Origin of the sequence: Shewanella sp. W3-18-1 (assembly GCF_000015185.1) — a bacterium.
Lineage (GTDB): Bacteria > Pseudomonadota > Gammaproteobacteria > Enterobacterales > Shewanellaceae > Shewanella > Shewanella putrefaciens.
On sequence record NC_008750.1, the window covers coordinates 1,995,459 to 2,012,010 of the forward strand.

Annotated in this window: 16 protein-coding genes; 13 read left to right on the plus strand and 3 right to left on the minus strand. The window is 44.5% G+C overall.

Annotated features, from left to right (window positions below; genetic code table 11):
- The gene (locus tag SPUTW3181_RS09050; protein WP_011789067.1) at positions 1-1,065 is read right to left on the minus strand and encodes an efflux RND transporter periplasmic adaptor subunit; all 1,065 of its coding nucleotides are present in this window, start codon (positions 1,063-1,065) and stop codon (positions 1-3) included.
- Between the two features lie 321 nt (positions 1,066-1,386).
- Positions 1,387-2,673, minus strand: coding sequence for a citrate synthase (locus SPUTW3181_RS09055; RefSeq protein ID WP_011789068.1), 1,287 nt, complete (start codon positions 2,671-2,673; stop codon positions 1,387-1,389).
- A gap of 416 nt (positions 2,674-3,089) precedes the next feature.
- On the opposite strand from SPUTW3181_RS09055, the gene sdhC reads away from it, so the two are divergent.
- From sdhC to SPUTW3181_RS09105, 10 genes are all read left to right on the plus strand, one after another.
- A complete protein-coding gene (gene sdhC, locus SPUTW3181_RS09060) occupies positions 3,090-3,485 on the plus strand; it encodes a succinate dehydrogenase cytochrome b556 subunit (RefSeq protein WP_011789069.1) in 396 nt (131 codons plus the stop codon).
- Entirely contained in the window at positions 3,479-3,826 is a 348-nt protein-coding gene (gene sdhD, locus SPUTW3181_RS09065; RefSeq protein ID WP_011789070.1) for a succinate dehydrogenase, hydrophobic membrane anchor protein, read from the plus strand. Before sdhC ends, sdhD begins: the two co-directional genes overlap by 7 nt.
- The gene (gene sdhA, locus SPUTW3181_RS09070) at positions 3,827-5,593 is read left to right on the plus strand and encodes a succinate dehydrogenase flavoprotein subunit (RefSeq protein ID WP_011789071.1); all 1,767 of its coding nucleotides are present in this window, start codon (positions 3,827-3,829) and stop codon (positions 5,591-5,593) included. It abuts the gene before it with no gap.
- 11 nt (positions 5,594-5,604) lie between these two features.
- Positions 5,605-6,312 (plus strand): succinate dehydrogenase iron-sulfur subunit, encoded by a 708-nt coding sequence (locus tag SPUTW3181_RS09075; RefSeq protein ID WP_011789072.1) that lies wholly within the window; start codon positions 5,605-5,607, stop codon positions 6,310-6,312.
- A gap of 215 nt (positions 6,313-6,527) precedes the next feature.
- On the plus strand, positions 6,528-9,347 hold the full coding sequence (gene sucA, locus SPUTW3181_RS09080; RefSeq protein ID WP_011789073.1) for a 2-oxoglutarate dehydrogenase E1 component: 2,820 nt from the start codon (positions 6,528-6,530) through the stop codon (positions 9,345-9,347).
- A 31-nt stretch (positions 9,348-9,378) separates the two neighbouring features.
- Positions 9,379-10,581, plus strand: coding sequence for a 2-oxoglutarate dehydrogenase complex dihydrolipoyllysine-residue succinyltransferase (odhB, locus tag SPUTW3181_RS09085; RefSeq protein WP_011789074.1), 1,203 nt, complete (start codon positions 9,379-9,381; stop codon positions 10,579-10,581).
- A gap of 76 nt (positions 10,582-10,657) precedes the next feature.
- Complete coding sequence (gene sucC / locus SPUTW3181_RS09090) at positions 10,658-11,824, plus strand: ADP-forming succinate--CoA ligase subunit beta (RefSeq protein ID WP_011789075.1); 1,167 nt, start codon at positions 10,658-10,660, stop codon at positions 11,822-11,824.
- A complete protein-coding gene (sucD, locus tag SPUTW3181_RS09095; protein WP_011789076.1) occupies positions 11,824-12,696 on the plus strand; it encodes a succinate--CoA ligase subunit alpha in 873 nt (290 codons plus the stop codon). The genes sucC and sucD overlap by 1 nt, the downstream gene beginning before the upstream one ends.
- 401 nt (positions 12,697-13,097) lie before the next feature.
- Positions 13,098-13,505: a nucleoside diphosphate kinase regulator gene (gene rnk / locus SPUTW3181_RS09100; RefSeq protein WP_011789077.1), complete on the plus strand. Its 408-nt coding sequence runs from the start codon at positions 13,098-13,100 to the stop codon at positions 13,503-13,505.
- A 65-nt stretch (positions 13,506-13,570) separates the two neighbouring features.
- Positions 13,571-14,068 carry a GNAT family N-acetyltransferase gene (locus SPUTW3181_RS09105; RefSeq protein WP_011789078.1) on the plus strand — a complete coding sequence of 166 codons (498 nt, stop codon included), beginning with the start codon at positions 13,571-13,573 and terminating at the stop codon, positions 14,066-14,068.
- A gap of 95 nt (positions 14,069-14,163) precedes the next feature.
- Here SPUTW3181_RS09105 and fur read toward each other — a convergent pair whose 3' ends face one another.
- On the minus strand, positions 14,164-14,595 hold the full coding sequence (fur, locus tag SPUTW3181_RS09110) for a ferric iron uptake transcriptional regulator (RefSeq protein ID WP_011789079.1): 432 nt from the start codon (positions 14,593-14,595) through the stop codon (positions 14,164-14,166).
- Between the two features lie 256 nt (positions 14,596-14,851).
- On the opposite strand from fur, the gene cobB reads away from it, so the two are divergent.
- The 3 genes from cobB to SPUTW3181_RS09125 all read left to right on the plus strand — a co-directional run bounded on the left by cobB (position 14,852) and on the right by SPUTW3181_RS09125 (position 16,551).
- Positions 14,852-15,586, plus strand: coding sequence for a Sir2 family NAD+-dependent deacetylase (gene cobB / locus SPUTW3181_RS09115; RefSeq protein ID WP_011789080.1), 735 nt, complete (start codon positions 14,852-14,854; stop codon positions 15,584-15,586).
- Entirely contained in the window at positions 15,583-16,032 is a 450-nt protein-coding gene (locus tag SPUTW3181_RS09120) for an ATP-binding protein (protein ID WP_011789081.1), read from the plus strand. The genes cobB and SPUTW3181_RS09120 overlap by 4 nt, the downstream gene beginning before the upstream one ends.
- 138 nt (positions 16,033-16,170) lie before the next feature.
- Positions 16,171-16,551: a hypothetical protein gene (locus tag SPUTW3181_RS09125; protein WP_014610730.1), complete on the plus strand. Its 381-nt coding sequence runs from the start codon at positions 16,171-16,173 to the stop codon at positions 16,549-16,551.
- The last annotated feature ends 1 nt before the right edge of the window (position 16,552 follow it).

A 16,552-nucleotide genomic window follows, 5' to 3' on the forward strand; every position in this document is an offset into this window, starting at 1 on the left:
TTAGTTCTTAGCAGATGCGAGATCGAGTGGTGTGATCACTTCGACTAAGGATTGGTCTTTCAAGTTTTGGTGCCCACGGGTAACGACTTGCTCACCAGGTTTGATACCTGAAACAATTTCAACCGCATCCCCTTCACGATAGCCAATTGTGACTTCGCGACGATTAGCATTTGTTCCCTCAATAACATACAGTGCTTGTTTATTATCTTGGTTAATCAAGGCACTGTAGGGAACGGTAATCACATTTTCATGGGTATCGTATTTAAGTTCAACCCGGGTAAACATGCCTGCTTTGAGGCGGGCATTTTCATTAGGAACGGCGAGCGTCACCTTAAAAGTACCACTTTGGGGATCGACGATTGGACTAATACGCAGTACTTTAGCATCAATAGTCTGATTGCTTTGTTGGTTGCTAAAAATTTGTGCTTCTTGGCCAAGTTTAAGGCTAGTGAGTTGTTGTTCTGGCAAATGGACTATGCCGTGAAGTTCATCTTGATTGACGATATAGAACAGATCGCCAAATTCTTTGGCCATATTACCCGCTTTCACGTAGCGTTTGGCGATAACGCCATCAATAGGGGAGATAACCCGGCTTTCCTTCACTTGTAGCTCGGCAAGGTCTTTTTTCGCGATAGCGGCTTGCAAATTGTATTCAAGTTTTGCCAAAGAATCGGCGCTAATAAATTCCTTATTGCTCATTTTATTTAAACGGTTAAGTTCTTGTTCAATGATTTTTACTTCGGCTTCCGAGCGGTCTAAATCATATTGTTGTCTTTTAGCATCGATAACCGCCAGCACTTGACCTTTTCGTACGCGGTCGCCTTCTTCTACAGTGATGGATTCAATGAGTCCAGAGATACGACTGACGACATTGGCTTCCTGTGGGGCTTCTAAGGTCGCTGTTGTACTGTAAAAAGAAGAAACATCTCCTTGCATCACAGTGGTAGTTTCGACCGGAATGGCATATTTATCTTCTTTTTTTGTGACTTGTTCTTCACCACAGGCCGCCAACATAGACATCATTAATAAAGGCAAAGCGAAGGTGGTTATTTTAGACTTTTCCATAAGAGAGAGACCTATTATCTTAATTATGATGTCAACGATTAGCATTAAATATGCCAATGTTTAATGTTTTTAAATTTCAATTGGTTATGATTTTATATGCTTGTTTTGAATTGATTGATTTTACTAAATGTAGCTAAAAAGTTTAAAAAGTGATGAGAATAACTAAATGCGGTTAATAGCGATTATTCAAGGATGTCATTGTAACAATTAATGACAGAGTGACTTGGATAGTGTCTTTGACATGAAAAAAGCGCCATAAAGGCGCTTTTTAGGTAGAAATAAGAATCAACTTATTTCAGGACTAGACTTCAGCATCAATGCTTAGCGTTTGTCTAAGTCAACAAAATCGCGTGCGACTTCGCCAGTGTACAATTGACGTGGACGGCTGATCTTATGACCGGGTTGATCTAACATTTCTTTCCAGTGGGCAATCCAGCCTACAGTACGGGCCAGTGCGAACAGCACAGTGAACATACTGGTCGGAATACCAATGGCTTTCATGATGATGCCAGAGTAGAAATCGACGTTTGGATACAGCTTTTTAGAAATAAAGTATTCATCCTCAAGGGCAATACGTTCAAGTTCCATTGCTACATCTAACAGTGGATCTTGTACTTTTAGCTCTTTTAACACTTCATGACAGGTTTCACGCATCACTTTGGCACGTGGGTCAAAGTTTTTGTAAACACGGTGTCCAAAGCCCATCAGACGGAATGGATCATTCTTGTCTTTCGCGCGTTCAATGAATTCAGGAATACGGTCTACAGAACCGATTTCTTCTAACATTTGTAAACAAGCTTCGTTGGCACCGCCGTGTGCAGGACCCCACAGTGAAGCAATACCCGCTGCAATACAGGCAAATGGGTTGGCACCTGAAGAACCGGCTAAACGTACGGTTGAGGTTGATGCATTTTGTTCATGATCGGCATGTAAAATGAAGATCCTGTCCATAGCGCGTTCAACAATTGGATTTACTTTGTACTCTTCACACGGCACTGCAAACATCATGCTTAAGAAGTTGCCTGCATAGCTCAAGTCATTACGTGGGTAAACGAATGGTTGGCCTGAAGAATACTTGTAGCACATAGCAGCAATCGTTGGCATTTTGGAGACTAGGCGATAAGCGGCGATTTCGCGGTGGCGAGGATCGTTGACATCGAGTGAGTCTTGGTAAAATGCAGACAATGCACCAGTCACACCACATAACATCGCCATAGGATGAGCATCACGACGGAAGCCTCTAAAGAAGAAGGCTAGCTGCTCATGGACCATAGTGTGGGTTTTTACTGTATGTACAAACTCAGCATATTGCGCTTTCGTCGGCAGTTCACCGTAAAGCAACAGATAACACAGGTCTAGGTAATCGGAGTCAACGGCGAGTTGCTCAATTGGATAGCCACGGTGTAACAATATACCCTGATCGCCATCGATATAGGTTATTGCAGATTCACAGGAGGCTGTCGCGAGAAAACCTGGATCAAAGGTAAAGTAACCTTTGCTGCCAAGTTTACTGATATCGATTACATCAAAACCAGCGGATCCCTGCTTTACTGGCAATTCTATCGAGTCGTTCCCTGGTAATTCTAATTTGGCTCTTAAATCAGCCATACCCCGTTCTCCTTACTTCATTTTTATCTGTGAGTGCGGCATGTCAAACCGCCATTACTTTACAGCCATTCTAGATCACATTTCAATTTAAATAAGCGTTTAAATTTGTTAGACCATGGTATAAAAGCGGTTACTTTCCTTGCTACGACTGGTACTTACGCGAAAAAGTTATTAAAAAAACATAATTTGCATTCTGTGATGTTTGTATTTGACATTTGCCGCGAGTATACTTGCCTCCGCCCAATAAGGGCTGCAAACAATGATTATAAAGCACCCATTTTTTACATGTTAAATGAGTGTGTGTTCAAATAGTTAACTGTTTGTTTAAACTTTGCTTTTGTGTTTACTTTTGCCGTGATTTATCTCCCAGTTTAAAGTTTGTACAAAAGCGGTTCACATAACAAAAAAAATGCTCAATGGAGCTGAGTGAGCAGAACGTGAAAAAGCAAAGACCTGTCCATTTAGATCTGCAGACCATTCGCTTTCCTGCAACAGCGATTGCGTCAATTCTTCACCGTGTATCCGGTGTCATCATGCTGTTCGCTGTTGGCATTCTGATTTGGTTGCTAAATTCTTCTTTAGCCTCCGCTGAAAGTTTTGCTAGCGTACAATCTCTATTTGATAACTTCATTATGAAGTTTATCCTATGGGGCATTATGACCGCATTGGCCTATCATTTATTCGGTGGTTTACGTCACTTAGTAATGGATACCGGTCGTTGGGAAGAGTTGGCTTCGGGTACCGCCTCAGCGAAAGCTGTTTTCGTGCTAACGGTAGCCTTTTCAATTGTAGCGGGGATCTGGGTATGGTAACCAATGCAGCAAGTTTTGGACGCAGTGGTGTTCATGACTTTATTTTACTACGCGCTAGTGCAGTGATCCTCGCCTGTTATACTATTTTCTTGGTTGGCTTTATTGCATGTAGTTCCCCTCTCACCTACGACGTTTGGCATGGCCTGTTTAGCGCTCTGCCGATGAAAGTATTCACTCTTTTAGCGTTAGTCGCATTGTTAGTACATGCATGGATTGGTGTATGGCAAGTATTGACCGATTACGTTAAGTGCACGTCGTTACGTGGTGTTTTACAGTTCACCTTTGTCGTTACCGTCTTTTGTTATCTGGCGGCTGGCATTGTTATTGTGTGGGGTGTCTAAGTGAGTATTCCAGTACGCGAATTTGATGCAGTAGTGATAGGAGCGGGCGGTGCGGGTATGCGCGCAGCTCTGCAGATTTCTAAAGAAGGTAAAAGCTGTGCGCTTTTATCAAAAGTTTTCCCAACACGTTCTCATACTGTGTCTGCACAGGGAGGTATTACCGTTGCGTTAGGTAATGCCCATGAAGATCACTGGGAACAACATATGTACGATACCGTTAAAGGTTCCGATTTTATCGGCGACCAAGATGCTATCGAATTTATGTGTCAAACTGGTCCAGAAGCCATTATTGAACTTGAGCATATGGGGTTGCCTTTCTCTCGTTTTGAAAATGGTAAGATTTATCAACGTCCTTTCGGCGGTCAATCTAAGAACTTTGGTGGTGAGCAGGCGGCGCGTACGGCGGCAGCTGCCGACCGTACAGGTCATGCTTTACTGCATTGTTTGTATCAGCAAAACGTTAAACACAAAACGCAAGTCTTCTCTGAGTGGTATGCCTTAGATTTAGTGAAGAACGCTGATGGTGCTATCGTAGGCTGTACCGCGATTGAAATCGAAACAGGCGATATCGTTTACTTCAAAGCCAAAGCCACCGTTTTAGCAACGGGTGGTGCAGGTCGTATTTATGCGTCTACAACAAACGCACATATTAACACCGGTGACGGTGTCGGTATGGCAATGCGTGCTGGCGTACAAATGCAAGATATGGAAATGTGGCAATTCCACCCAACGGGCATCGCCGGCGCGGGTGTACTTGTGACTGAAGGTTGTCGTGGAGAAGGTGGATATCTTCTAAATAAAGACGGCGAGCGTTTTATGGAGCGTTATGCGCCCAACGCGAAGGATTTAGCATCACGCGACGTAGTAGCACGTTCTATGATGACTGAAATCCGTGAAGGCCGTGGTTTAGATGGTCCATTAGGTCCACACTGTTTACTGAAGCTTGATCACTTAGGTAAAGAAACATTAGAAGCACGTTTACCAGGCGTGTGTGAATTGTCTCGTACCTTTGCCCATATCGATCCGGCCGATGGCCCAATCCCAGTATTACCAACGTGTCACTATATGATGGGCGGTCTGCCAACTAAGGTTAGCGGTCAAGTGATTCGTAAGCATGAAGACGGCACTGAACAGGATGTTATCGGTTTATTCGCGGTAGGTGAGATTGCCTGTGTATCTGTACACGGTGCTAACCGTTTAGGTGGCAACTCACTGCTTGACTTAGTGGTATTTGGTCGTGCAGCGGGACAACATTTAGGTAAGGCGCTCGATGAGACAGCCGATCCTAAAGATGCGACCGATGCGGATATTCAAGCGTCACTTGCACGTCTGAACCGTTGGGAAAACAACAAAGATGGTGAAGATCCAGCGCAAATCCGTAAGGATTTACAACTTTGCATGCAATTAAACTTCTCTGTATTCCGCCGTGGTGATGCTATGGCTGAAGGCTTAGAGCAGTTAAAAGCGATTCGTAAGCGGTTAGAAAATGCTAAGTTGTCAGATAACTCCCGTGAATTCAACACGCAACGTATTGAATGTTTAGAGTTAGATAACTTAATGGCGACGGCGATTGCGACTGCTTATGCTGCCAACTTCCGTACTGAGAGCCGCGGCGCTCATTCGCGTGAAGATTATTTAGAGCGTGACGATGAAAATTGGTTATGCCACAGCTTGTTTGACCCTGTGACAGAGACCATGGACCGTCGTGCTGTGAATATGGCACCTAAGTTACGTGAAGCATTCCCACCGAAGAAGCGTACCTACTAGGAGTTGCAAAGATGAAATTGGAATTTGCAGTTTATCGTTACAATCCTGATGTAGATACTAAACCATACATGCAGGATTACAGCATAGAAGTGGCAGATGGCTCAGACATGATGGTGCTTGATGCACTGATCAAGTTAAAAGAGCAAGATCCGACGCTATCATTCCGCCGCTCATGCCGTGAAGGTGTGTGTGGTAGCGATGGCGTGAACATGAATGGTAAAAATGGTCTGGCGTGTATTACCCCGATTTCAACCTTTAAAGGTAAGAAATTGGAGATCCGTCCGTTACCAGGTATGCCTGTTGTGCGTGACTTAGTGGTTGATCTTACTCAGTTCTATAAGCAGTATGAGAAGATCAAGCCTTATCTCATCAATGATGAGAAAATGCCTGCCCGTGAACATTTACAATCCCCTGAAGAGCGTGCTCATTTAGACGGGTTGTACGAATGTATCATGTGTGCATGCTGTTCTACGGCTTGTCCATCATTCTGGTGGAACCCTGATAAGTTTATCGGTCCTAGCGGTTTGCTCCATGCATACCGTTTCTTGATCGACAGTCGCGATACAGCTACAGAAGAGCGTTTATCTGAGCTGGACGACGCCTATAGCGTGTTCCGTTGCCACGGCATCATGAACTGCGTTGATGTGTGTCCAAAAGGTCTTAATCCGACTAAAGCAATTGGTCATATTAAGTCCATGCTGTTGAAGCGAGCAGTGTAATGCGAGAACCCGAGCTAAAACCAATAATAATATAGCTCTTGAAAGAGTCACTTTCTGAGTTTAGAAGGTGGCTCTTTTGCGTATGTAATGGAAGACAACGCGCCGTATATCTGGATATCTAGGGGCGGCAGAAATTATGCGTCGAAGGTAATCTCTAAAGACTGCATATTTAATACTATGGCTAAGCACGTGTATAAAGTTTGAAAGGAATAGAAATGCACCAAGGCATCATGAAAGCCTGGCTCGAATCATCTCACTTAAGTGGTGCAAATTCGACCTACGTAGAAGAGATGTATGAAGCCTATCAAGAGGACCCACAGTCAGTCTCTGACGATTGGCGTGCGGTATTTGATAATCTCCCTCCGGTGAACGGTGCTGCTAAAGATGCGCCTGAAGCTGCTCACTCAAAAGTACGTGATTATTTTCGCAGTTTAGCCCTAGAAGGGCGTCATAAGAGTTTTGCTCGTGTGACCGATCCTGAAATGGACGCTAAACAAGTTAAAGTCCTACAGTTAATTAACGCCTATCGTTTCCGTGGCCACCAAGGTGCTAACCTTGATCCCCTTGAACTGTGGAAACGTGAACCTGTTGCCGATTTAGATCCCGCCTTCCATGGTTTGACTAAAGAAGACATGGAGCGCGAATTCAATACCGGTTCTTTTGCTCATGGTGGCGAAACCATGAAGCTGGCGGATCTAGTAAAAGCACTGAAAGCCACCTATTGCGGTTCTATCGGTGCTGAATATATGCACATTACCGATACCGATGAAAAGCGTTGGATCCAACAGCGTCTTGAGCCGTCCTTAGGTAGAGCCAACTACGATAAGAGTGTTAAAACTCGGATCCTTGAAGGATTAAATGCGGCAGAAGGTATTGAAAAATACTTAGGCGCTAAATTCCCTGGCGCAAAACGTTTTTCCTTAGAAGGTGGTGATGCGTTAGTGCCTATGATGCGTGAAATTATTTATCGCGCAGGTGAGGCAGGCACTAAAGAGATCGTTGTGGGTATGGCTCACCGCGGACGTCTAAACCTGTTAGTGAATATACTCGGTAAACGTCCTGCTGATTTGTTTGATGAGTTTGCGGGTAAGCATAACGATAACTTAGGATCCGGTGACGTAAAATACCACCAAGGTTTCTCGTCTGATTTTGAAACTCCGGGTGGCAATGTGCATTTAGCACTGGCCTTTAACCCATCGCACCTTGAAATCGTTAATCCAGTGGTGATGGGATCTGTGCGTGCGCGCCAAGACCGTCGTGGTTGTAAGGATGGCCTACAGGTTATGCCAATTACTATCCACGGTGACTCCGCAATTACTGGTCAAGGTATAGTACAAGAGACATTTAACATGTCTCAAACCCGTGGCTTTAAAGTGGGTGGCAGTATCCGTATTGTGGTAAACAACCAAGTTGGTTTCACCACTTCTAATCATGCGGATGTCCGCTCGACTGAATACTGTACCGATATTGCTAAGATGGTGCAGGCTCCTATTTTCCACGTTAACTCTGATGATCCTGAAGCGGTTGCTTTTGTGTCCCAGTTGGCCGTTGATTTTCGTAATGAATTTAAACGTGATGTTGTGGTTGAATTAGTCTGTTATCGCCGTCATGGTCATAACGAAGCGGATGAGCCAAGTGCGACTCAGCCGTTGATGTATGCCAAAATTAAGAAACACCCTACACCACGTAAGATCTATGCTGATAAATTGATTGCTGAAAATACCATCGCTGCCGATGACGTGACAGGTATGGTTAACAACTATCGTGACGCGTTAGATCAGGGTGATTGTGTCGTAAAAGAATGGCGTCCAATGACGTTGCATTCTGTTGACTGGACACCTCATATTGGCCGTGAGTGGGATGAAGCATATCAAGCCTCTATGTCAATGGAACGCTTGCAACGCCTTGCTGATAAGTTGAGTTATGTTCCTGAGAGTCATTCTTTGCAATCTCGTGTGGCTAAGATTTATAGCGACCGTGTTGCAATGGCAAAAGGTGAGAAGCCACTCGATTGGGGCTTTGCAGAAACCTTAGCTTATGCTTCTATTTTGGAGGATAAGCAGCGCGTACGTATCACAGGTCAAGACTCAGGCCGCGGCACTTTCTTCCATCGTCACGCTGTGCTGCACAATCAAAACGATGGCACGACTTACATGCCATTGCGCAATATTGCTGATGAACAAGGCCCAATTGATATTACTGACTCAGTATTATCTGAAGCCTCTGTATTGGCGTTTGAGTATGGTTATGCCACAGCAGAACCCGGTGGTTTAACGATTTGGGAAGCGCAGTTTGGTGACTTTGCTAACTGTGCACAAGTAGTTATCGATCAGTTCTTGTCATCCGGTGAGCAGAAGTGGGGCCGTTTATGTGGTCTGACTATGTTGTTACCCCACGGCTATGAAGGTCAAGGCCCTGAGCATTCAAGCGCCCGTTTAGAGCGTTTCTTGCAGATGTGTGCTAACCACAATATGCAAGTGTGTATACCGTCAACACCAGCACAGGTTTACCATATGTTGCGCCGTCAGGTGGTGCGTCCTATGCGTCGTCCTTTGGTGGTGATGTCACCTAAGTCATTGCTACGTCATCCATTAGCGATTTCAAGCATGGAAGAGTTAGCCAATGGGAGTTTCCAGAACGTGATCGGTGAAATCGATACGTTGGAAGCGAGCAAGGTTGATCGCGTTGTGTTCTGTAGCGGTAAAGTTTACTTTGAACTACTGGAAAAACGCCGTAAAGAAAATATCACTAATGTAGCGCTTATCCGTGTCGAGCAGTTATATCCGTTCCCACATGATGAAATGATCGTTGCTTTGGCTGATTTTCAACATGTGAAAGATTTCGTTTGGTGTCAGGAAGAACCGCAAAACCAAGGTGCTTGGTATTCTAGTCAACATCACTTCTGGGCCGCGATTCCTGCTGGTGCACAGTTAACCTATGCTGGTCGTGAAGCCTCGGCTGCACCCGCATGTGGTTACCCTGAGTTGCACGCACATCAGCAAGAATCTTTAGTGAACAGTGCATTGAAACTGTAGTAATAGACATTTTATAAAAGGATCGTTTTTCATGAGTATCGAAATCAAGGTACCCGTACTACCAGAATCTGTTGCCGATGCTACGATTGCCACTTGGCACGTTAAAGTGGGTGAGCATGTTTCTCGTGATCAAAATCTTGTTGATATTGAAACAGATAAAGTTGTACTCGAAGTGGTTGCGCCTGAAGATGGCCACATTGGTGAGTTTCTGTTCCAAGAGGGCGATACCGTACTTGGTGAACAAGTGATTGCTAAGTTCATCGCGGGGGCTGTTGCTGGTCAAGAAGTCACTAAAGCCCAAGCTGAAGCGGCAGCACCGGTTGCTGAAACAAGTGATGAAAGTAATGATGCGTTAAGTCCATCTGTACGCCGTTTACTGGCAGAGCACAATGTTGATGCTAGCAAAGTGAAAGGTACAGGTGTAGGCGGTCGTATCACTAAAGAAGACGTTGAAGCTTTTGTTAGCTCTGCATCAAAAGGGGCGCCCAAAGCAGCGGCTCCTGCAGCACCTGCCGTCGCGCCATTAGCAGAAGGCCGTAGTGAGAAACGTGTACCTATGACACGTTTACGTAAAACTATCGCTAACCGTCTATTAGAAGCGAAAAACTCTACCGCTATGCTCACGACGTTCAACGAAGTGAACATGAAGCCCATCATGGATATCCGTAAGCAGTACCAAGATATCTTTGAAAAGCGCCACGGCATCCGTTTAGGTTTTATGTCTTTCTATGTGAAAGCAGTGACAGAAGCCCTGAAACGCTTCCCAGAAGTGAACGCATCAATCGATGGTGATGATATTGTTTATCACAATTATTTCGATATTAGCATTGCTGTATCAACACCACGTGGTCTGGTAACACCTGTCTTACGTGACACAGATACTATGAGTCTTGCTGAAATTGAAAAAGCAGTACGCGATCTCGCTATCAAAGGCCGTGATGGCAAACTGACGGTTGCCGATATGACTGGTGGTAACTTCACCGTGACTAACGGCGGCGTTTTCGGTTCACTGATGTCTACACCGATCCTTAACCTGCCACAAAGTGCGATTTTAGGCATGCATGCCATTAAAGATCGTCCAATGGCAGTCAATGGTCAGGTTGAAATCCTGCCCATGATGTACCTAGCACTCTCATATGACCATCGTATTGTTGATGGCCGTGAGTCTGTTGGTTTCTTGGTTGCGATTAAAGACTTCCTAGAAGACCCAACACGTCTGCTGCTCGATCTATAAGAAAAAGCCAGACATACCCTCGTGACTGGCCCTAAGGGCCAGTTGGATTTGATTAGAAGTATACGGATAGATCATCATGAATTTGCATGAGTATCAGGCAAAATCCCTATTTGCCGAATATGGTTTACCAGTGTCAGAAGGTTTTGCATGTGATACAGCCCAAGAAGCTGTAGAAGCGGCAGGCCGTATTGGCGGAAATTTATGGGTTGTTAAGTGTCAAGTACACGCTGGCGGCCGCGGTAAAGCGGGTGGCGTTAAAGTCACTGGCGATAAAGAAGAAATCAGAGCCTTTGCCGAACACTGGTTAGGCAAAAATCTGGTGACTTATCAAACAGATGAGAAAGGTCAGCCCGTTGCTAAAATTTTAGTAGAAAGCTGCACCGACATCGCTAACGAACTGTACTTAGGCGCAGTCGTTGACCGTAGCACACGCCGCGTCGTGTTTATGGCGTCAACTGAAGGTGGTGTTGAAATTGAGAAAGTGGCAGAAGAAACGCCAGAACTCATTCACAAAGCGATTATCGATCCGCTAACAGGCCCACAGCCATATCAAGCCCGTGATCTTGGCTTCAAACTGGGTTTGAATCCAACTCAAATGAAACAGTTCACTAAGATCTTTATGGGTCTGGCGACGATGTTCGTTGATCACGATTTTGCGCTACTTGAAATCAACCCACTGGTTATCACCACTGAAGGTAACCTGCACTGCCTAGACGGTAAAATTGGTATCGATGGTAACGCACTGTTCCGTCAGCCAAAAGTTAAAGCAATGCACGACCCATCACAGGATGACGCCCGTGAAGCCCACGCAGCGATGTTCGAACTGAACTACGTAGCATTAGACGGTAACGTTGGCTGTATGGTGAACGGTGCAGGGCTTGCTATGGGTACGATGGACATCGTTAACCTGCACGGTGGCAAGCCAGCAAACTTCCTCGACGTAGGCGGCGGTGCGACTAAAGAACGTGTTGCTGAAGCGTTTAAAATCATTCTGTCTGATAGCAATGTGAAAGCGGTTCTGGTTAACATTTTCGGCGGTATCGTACGTTGTGACATGATCGCTGAAGGTATTATTGGCGCCGTTAAAGAAGTGGGCGTTAAGGTTCCAGTTGTGGTGCGTTTAGAAGGTACTAACGCTGAATTAGGCCGTGAAGTTCTGGCAAAATCTGGTCTTGATATCATTGCAGCTACCAGTCTGACTGATGCGGCTGAACGAGTAGTTAAAGCTGCGGAGGGCAAATAATGTCTGTCTTAATCAATAAAGATACCAAGGTAATTTGCCAAGGCTTTACCGGTGGTCAAGGTACATTCCATTCACAGCAAGCTATCGATTACGGTACGCAAATGGTCGGTGGTGTGTCTCCTGGTAAAGGTGGGACTGAACATTTAGGCCTACCAGTGTTTAACACAGTGAAAGACGCGGTTGCAGCAACTGGCGCAACAGCTTCTGTTATCTATGTTCCAGCACCTTTCTGTAAAGACGCTATTCTTGAAGCAATCGATGGTGGCATCGAGCTTATCGTTTGTATCACTGAAGGCATTCCTACACTGGATATGCTACAAGTGAAAGTGAAGCTTGAAGAAACTGGCGTTCGTATGATCGGTCCTAACTGCCCAGGTGTTATCACCCCTGGTGAGTGTAAGATCGGCATCATGCCAGGTCATATCCACTTAAAAGGTAAAGTGGGTATCGTTTCTCGTTCAGGTACTTTGACTTACGAAGCGGTTAAGCAAACCACTGACGAAGGTTTCGGCCAATCTACTTGCGTAGGTATTGGTGGTGACCCAATTCCAGGTACTAACTTCATCGACGTATTGGAAATGTTCCAAAACGATCCACAGACTGAAGCCATCGTGATGATCGGTGAAATCGGTGGTACTGCTGAAGAAGAAGCGGCGGCTTATATCAAAGCTCACGTGACTAAGCCTGTAGTTTCTTACATTGCCGGTGTCACTGCACCTGCTGGTAAGCGTATGGGCCATGCTGGCGCGATTATCGCTGGCGGTAAAGGTACTGCTGCCGACAAGTTTGCAGCTTTAGAAGCGGCGGGTGTGACCACAGTCCGCTCGTTAGCGGATATCGGCAAAGCGCTACGTGCTAAAACAGGTTGGTAAGCTAACCGTTTAAACACTAAAAGGCGCCTAAGGCGCCTTTTTTATTGGCGGTCATTTACGTGATGAAACCCAGCAAATGATGGGAATGGGATTGAGCTAACACCATGAAGACTAGATATTTTATCTTTAACGGGTTAGATTAAAGCATATTCTAGGATATTGGCAGCTTGTCTCTTGGCGCGAATGAGTCCTAGTTGAGCCTATAACCGTAAGCTTAGTGTTTATGGCATCAATGCTGTTTCAGCAACCAATCTTAACTTTTTTATACGACACGATTGCAGCTTAGTGCTGTAAGCGTAGTTATTTTTTATGGCGCTTATCGCAAGGAAAGGGTAAGCAATGGTTTGATGTTTGCCACCGCTATGGGCTACTACATCAGGTTTTTTAATGAGGGAAAGACTGTGAATACACCTAACATTATTATTTCTGAAATCGATTTGGAAAGATTAGAACGATTATTAGAGTCACTACCAGCGAATGCATTTCCAGGGAAAACGGCATTAGAGGCTGAACTTGATAGAGCAGAGATAGTCCCCGCGACCGAAATGCCTGACAATGTCGTTACAATGAACTCGTTGGTTAAATTTAGTGTTTCATCCAGTAACGATACTTTTTGTCTACGGTTAGTGTATCCCAAGGATGCTAATGGCGAAGGAACTATTTCCATTCTTGCCCCAGTAGGCAGCGCATTGCTTGGATTATCACAAGGTGATGATATTGAATGGCCAGGTCCTGGCGGCACTATGGTTAAGGTTCGTATTGAAGAGATTGTATATCAACCAGAGCGTAGTGGCGATTTTCACCGCTAATCAATTGGCGTAAAGTAAGTGTGTTACTTTACGCCTTATTTTCAGCAGTGGTATAGGGAGTTGAGATGATAACGCAGACCGAACGCTTAATTATTAGGCCATTTACAGAGCAAGATATTGAGGCGCTGTATTTGATGAATAGTAATCCAGCCATGCTGAAATACATTCCCACAGCGGCTTTTACTTCCCGTGAGCAGGCCGAAGTATTATTTCATAATGTGATCCAAGCAGATTACCAACAACACGGATTTGGCCGTTGGGCCGTTGAGCACAAGGCCGATAATAAAGTGATTGGTTTTTGTGGGCCGAAGTTTATTCCAGAGTTTAACGAAGTTGAAATTGGTTATCGTTATTTTCCTGAGTATTGGGGAATGGGAATTGGCAGTGAAGCGGCACAGGCTGCACTGAAGGTATTTCCACAATTTGGGATTGATAAAACGATAGCATTAATTTTAGAGGGAAACGTGGCCTCTGAAGCTGTGGCTAAACGCATTGGTATGTCTTGGCGGGAGTACAGTGAATTTATGGGGCATAGGGTCAATATTTACGCCAGAACATTATAATTATCACTCTAAATAAAAAACCAGCCGACGGCTGGTTTTTAGATTTCGTGTGTTTAACACCCTGCAGTCTAGAGACTGTGGCTAAAGACGGTTGACTACTCGTCGTTGTGATCGCAGTTGTCATTAGTGCAATGGCCATAGAGATATAAGCTGTGATTAGTTAGCTTAATATTATGCTTCATGGCTATTTCATCTTGACGACGTTCGATAACTTCATCTGAAAACTCAATCACTTTGCCACAGGATAGGCAAACTAAGTGATCATGGTGGTGCTGAGTCGACAATTCAAATACGGCTTTACCGCTTTCAAAATGATGACGACTGACGATGCCGGCATCATCAAATTGGTTTAACACACGGTAGACTGTAGCAAGACCAATTTCTTCACCAATATCGAGCAGTTTCTTGTATAAGTCTTCTGCACTGATATGTTGATTTTCAGGTCCTTGCATCAGTTCTAGGATCTTGACTCGTGGCAGGGTAATTTTCAAACCCGCTTTTTTTAGCGCTTGATTTCCATCTGTCATTGCTAATCTCTTGATTGCAGAACCAATAGGTTCATCCGTGGATAGAGCTTGTCATTATAGGGGGTGAAATTGAAAACTTAAACCTTTGTTCTAGCTTTCTGGTCTTATATGCAGATAAATTGTGTTAATTGACGCGAAATTACAATAAATTGCGACAATTCAAGCATAGTTTTTGTAAGGTTATACCAAGGAATAATGTTCACGACCATAAAAGTCCGTGACAATAAGAATAATAAAGAGAATAAAAGGAATCGGCATGTACCAACATATAGTGGTATTAACTGGCGCGGGGATCTCTGCTGAATCGGGATTGCGTACCTTTCGCGATCAAGATGGTTTATGGGAAGAGCATCATATTGAAGACGTTGCTACACCAGAAGGCTATGAGCGTGATGCTGAGTTAGTGGAACGATTTTATAATAGCCGTTGGCAACAATTGCATAGTGGGGCAGTGGCTCCAAACCCCGCACATCAGGCTTTAGCAAAACTCGAAGCGCAGTTTGTAGGGCAATTATTGATAGTAACGCAGAATATTGATGATTTGCATGAGCGAGCAGGCTCCCGCCGGTTGTTGCATATGCATGGCGAATTGTCTAAAGGTCGGTGCCCGCGTTCGCGTCAAACCTTTCTTTTGCGTGAGCCATTTGGTCCTGATAATTGCTGTACCTGCTGTATTCCGGCTCAGCGTTTACGTCCCCACGTGGTCTGGTTTGGTGAAATGCCATTAGGAATGGATCGAATTCATGATGCGCTTGATAGTTGCGATCTGTTTATTGCAATAGGAACCTCTGGCACAGTCTATCCCGCAGCAGGGTTTGTGGATAGCGCGAATCATCATGGTGCTCAGACGGTTGAAGTGAATTTAATGGCTCCCGATAGACACAGTCAATTTCAATATCACCTTACAGGCAAAGCGGGTGATATAGTGCCTAGGCTTGTTGATACCATTTTGGCAGGTAAAGTGATTGGTAGCGACTTGGTGACAATATGAGCCAAAAACTCGCGATTATTATGCGTGGTTTGCCTGGAAGCGGTAAATCTTATTGGGTTGAGCAGTATATTGCCAACTTACCTTTGGATATGGCTTTTCGTCTGCGTCAATATGGACTTTTTTCAACCGATACATTTTTCTATCAGGGTAATGAATATCGTTTTGATGCGAAAAAATTGCCTGAATACCATCAACGTAATTTAACCGCGTTTATCCAAGCTCTCGTATCGAATGAGCCTATTGTTATCTGCGATAACACTAATCTTTGTCACTGGGAATATATGGCCTATGATGCCGTGGCAAAAGCGCTTGGCTATCAAGTACGCATTGTACTTGTGGGCGAGCCGTTGAATACTGAGCATCAACGATTATGTGCTGAGCGTAATCGTCATCATGTTTCCCTTGCGCATATTCAACGTATGGCAACAGCATTTGATGCGTTTTAATCGATATTGTAATGAATCATCCTATGATAGCGTTCTTCTTTTTGTCACCTATTCCTTTTAAGCTTGATCTTACAGGCAGTTTATCCATTTTGACTCGCGTATAATGCGCTGCTGCGTATGGTTTTACGGGAGTTTTCCTTGCTAACAAAAATTCTGTTCACTCTACTGATCGTTATCGGTGCTTGGTTTTTGCTGTTAAAGCGAGGACGAAGTGTTGGTTCTCAAAGCCAAAGTCATTACCAAGAGAGGTTAACGATAGTGCCTTATGCACCTTTTTGGCGGCGTTATTTGATGACGGGATTATTTGTACTGATTGGAATTAGCACCTTAAGCTACAGTGTATGGTACTGGCGTGATCAGCATAAAATTGTCACTGTGACTATTGTGTCACCCACTGGGACTCATAGTGGTGTGTATCAAGCCCGCAAGGGGGATATTTCAGAGGCAAAAATGGTAACAGTGGAAGGGATACATATTCGTTTTTCTACGGCTGAGCGCCTAGAGATCATTGAAGATTAAC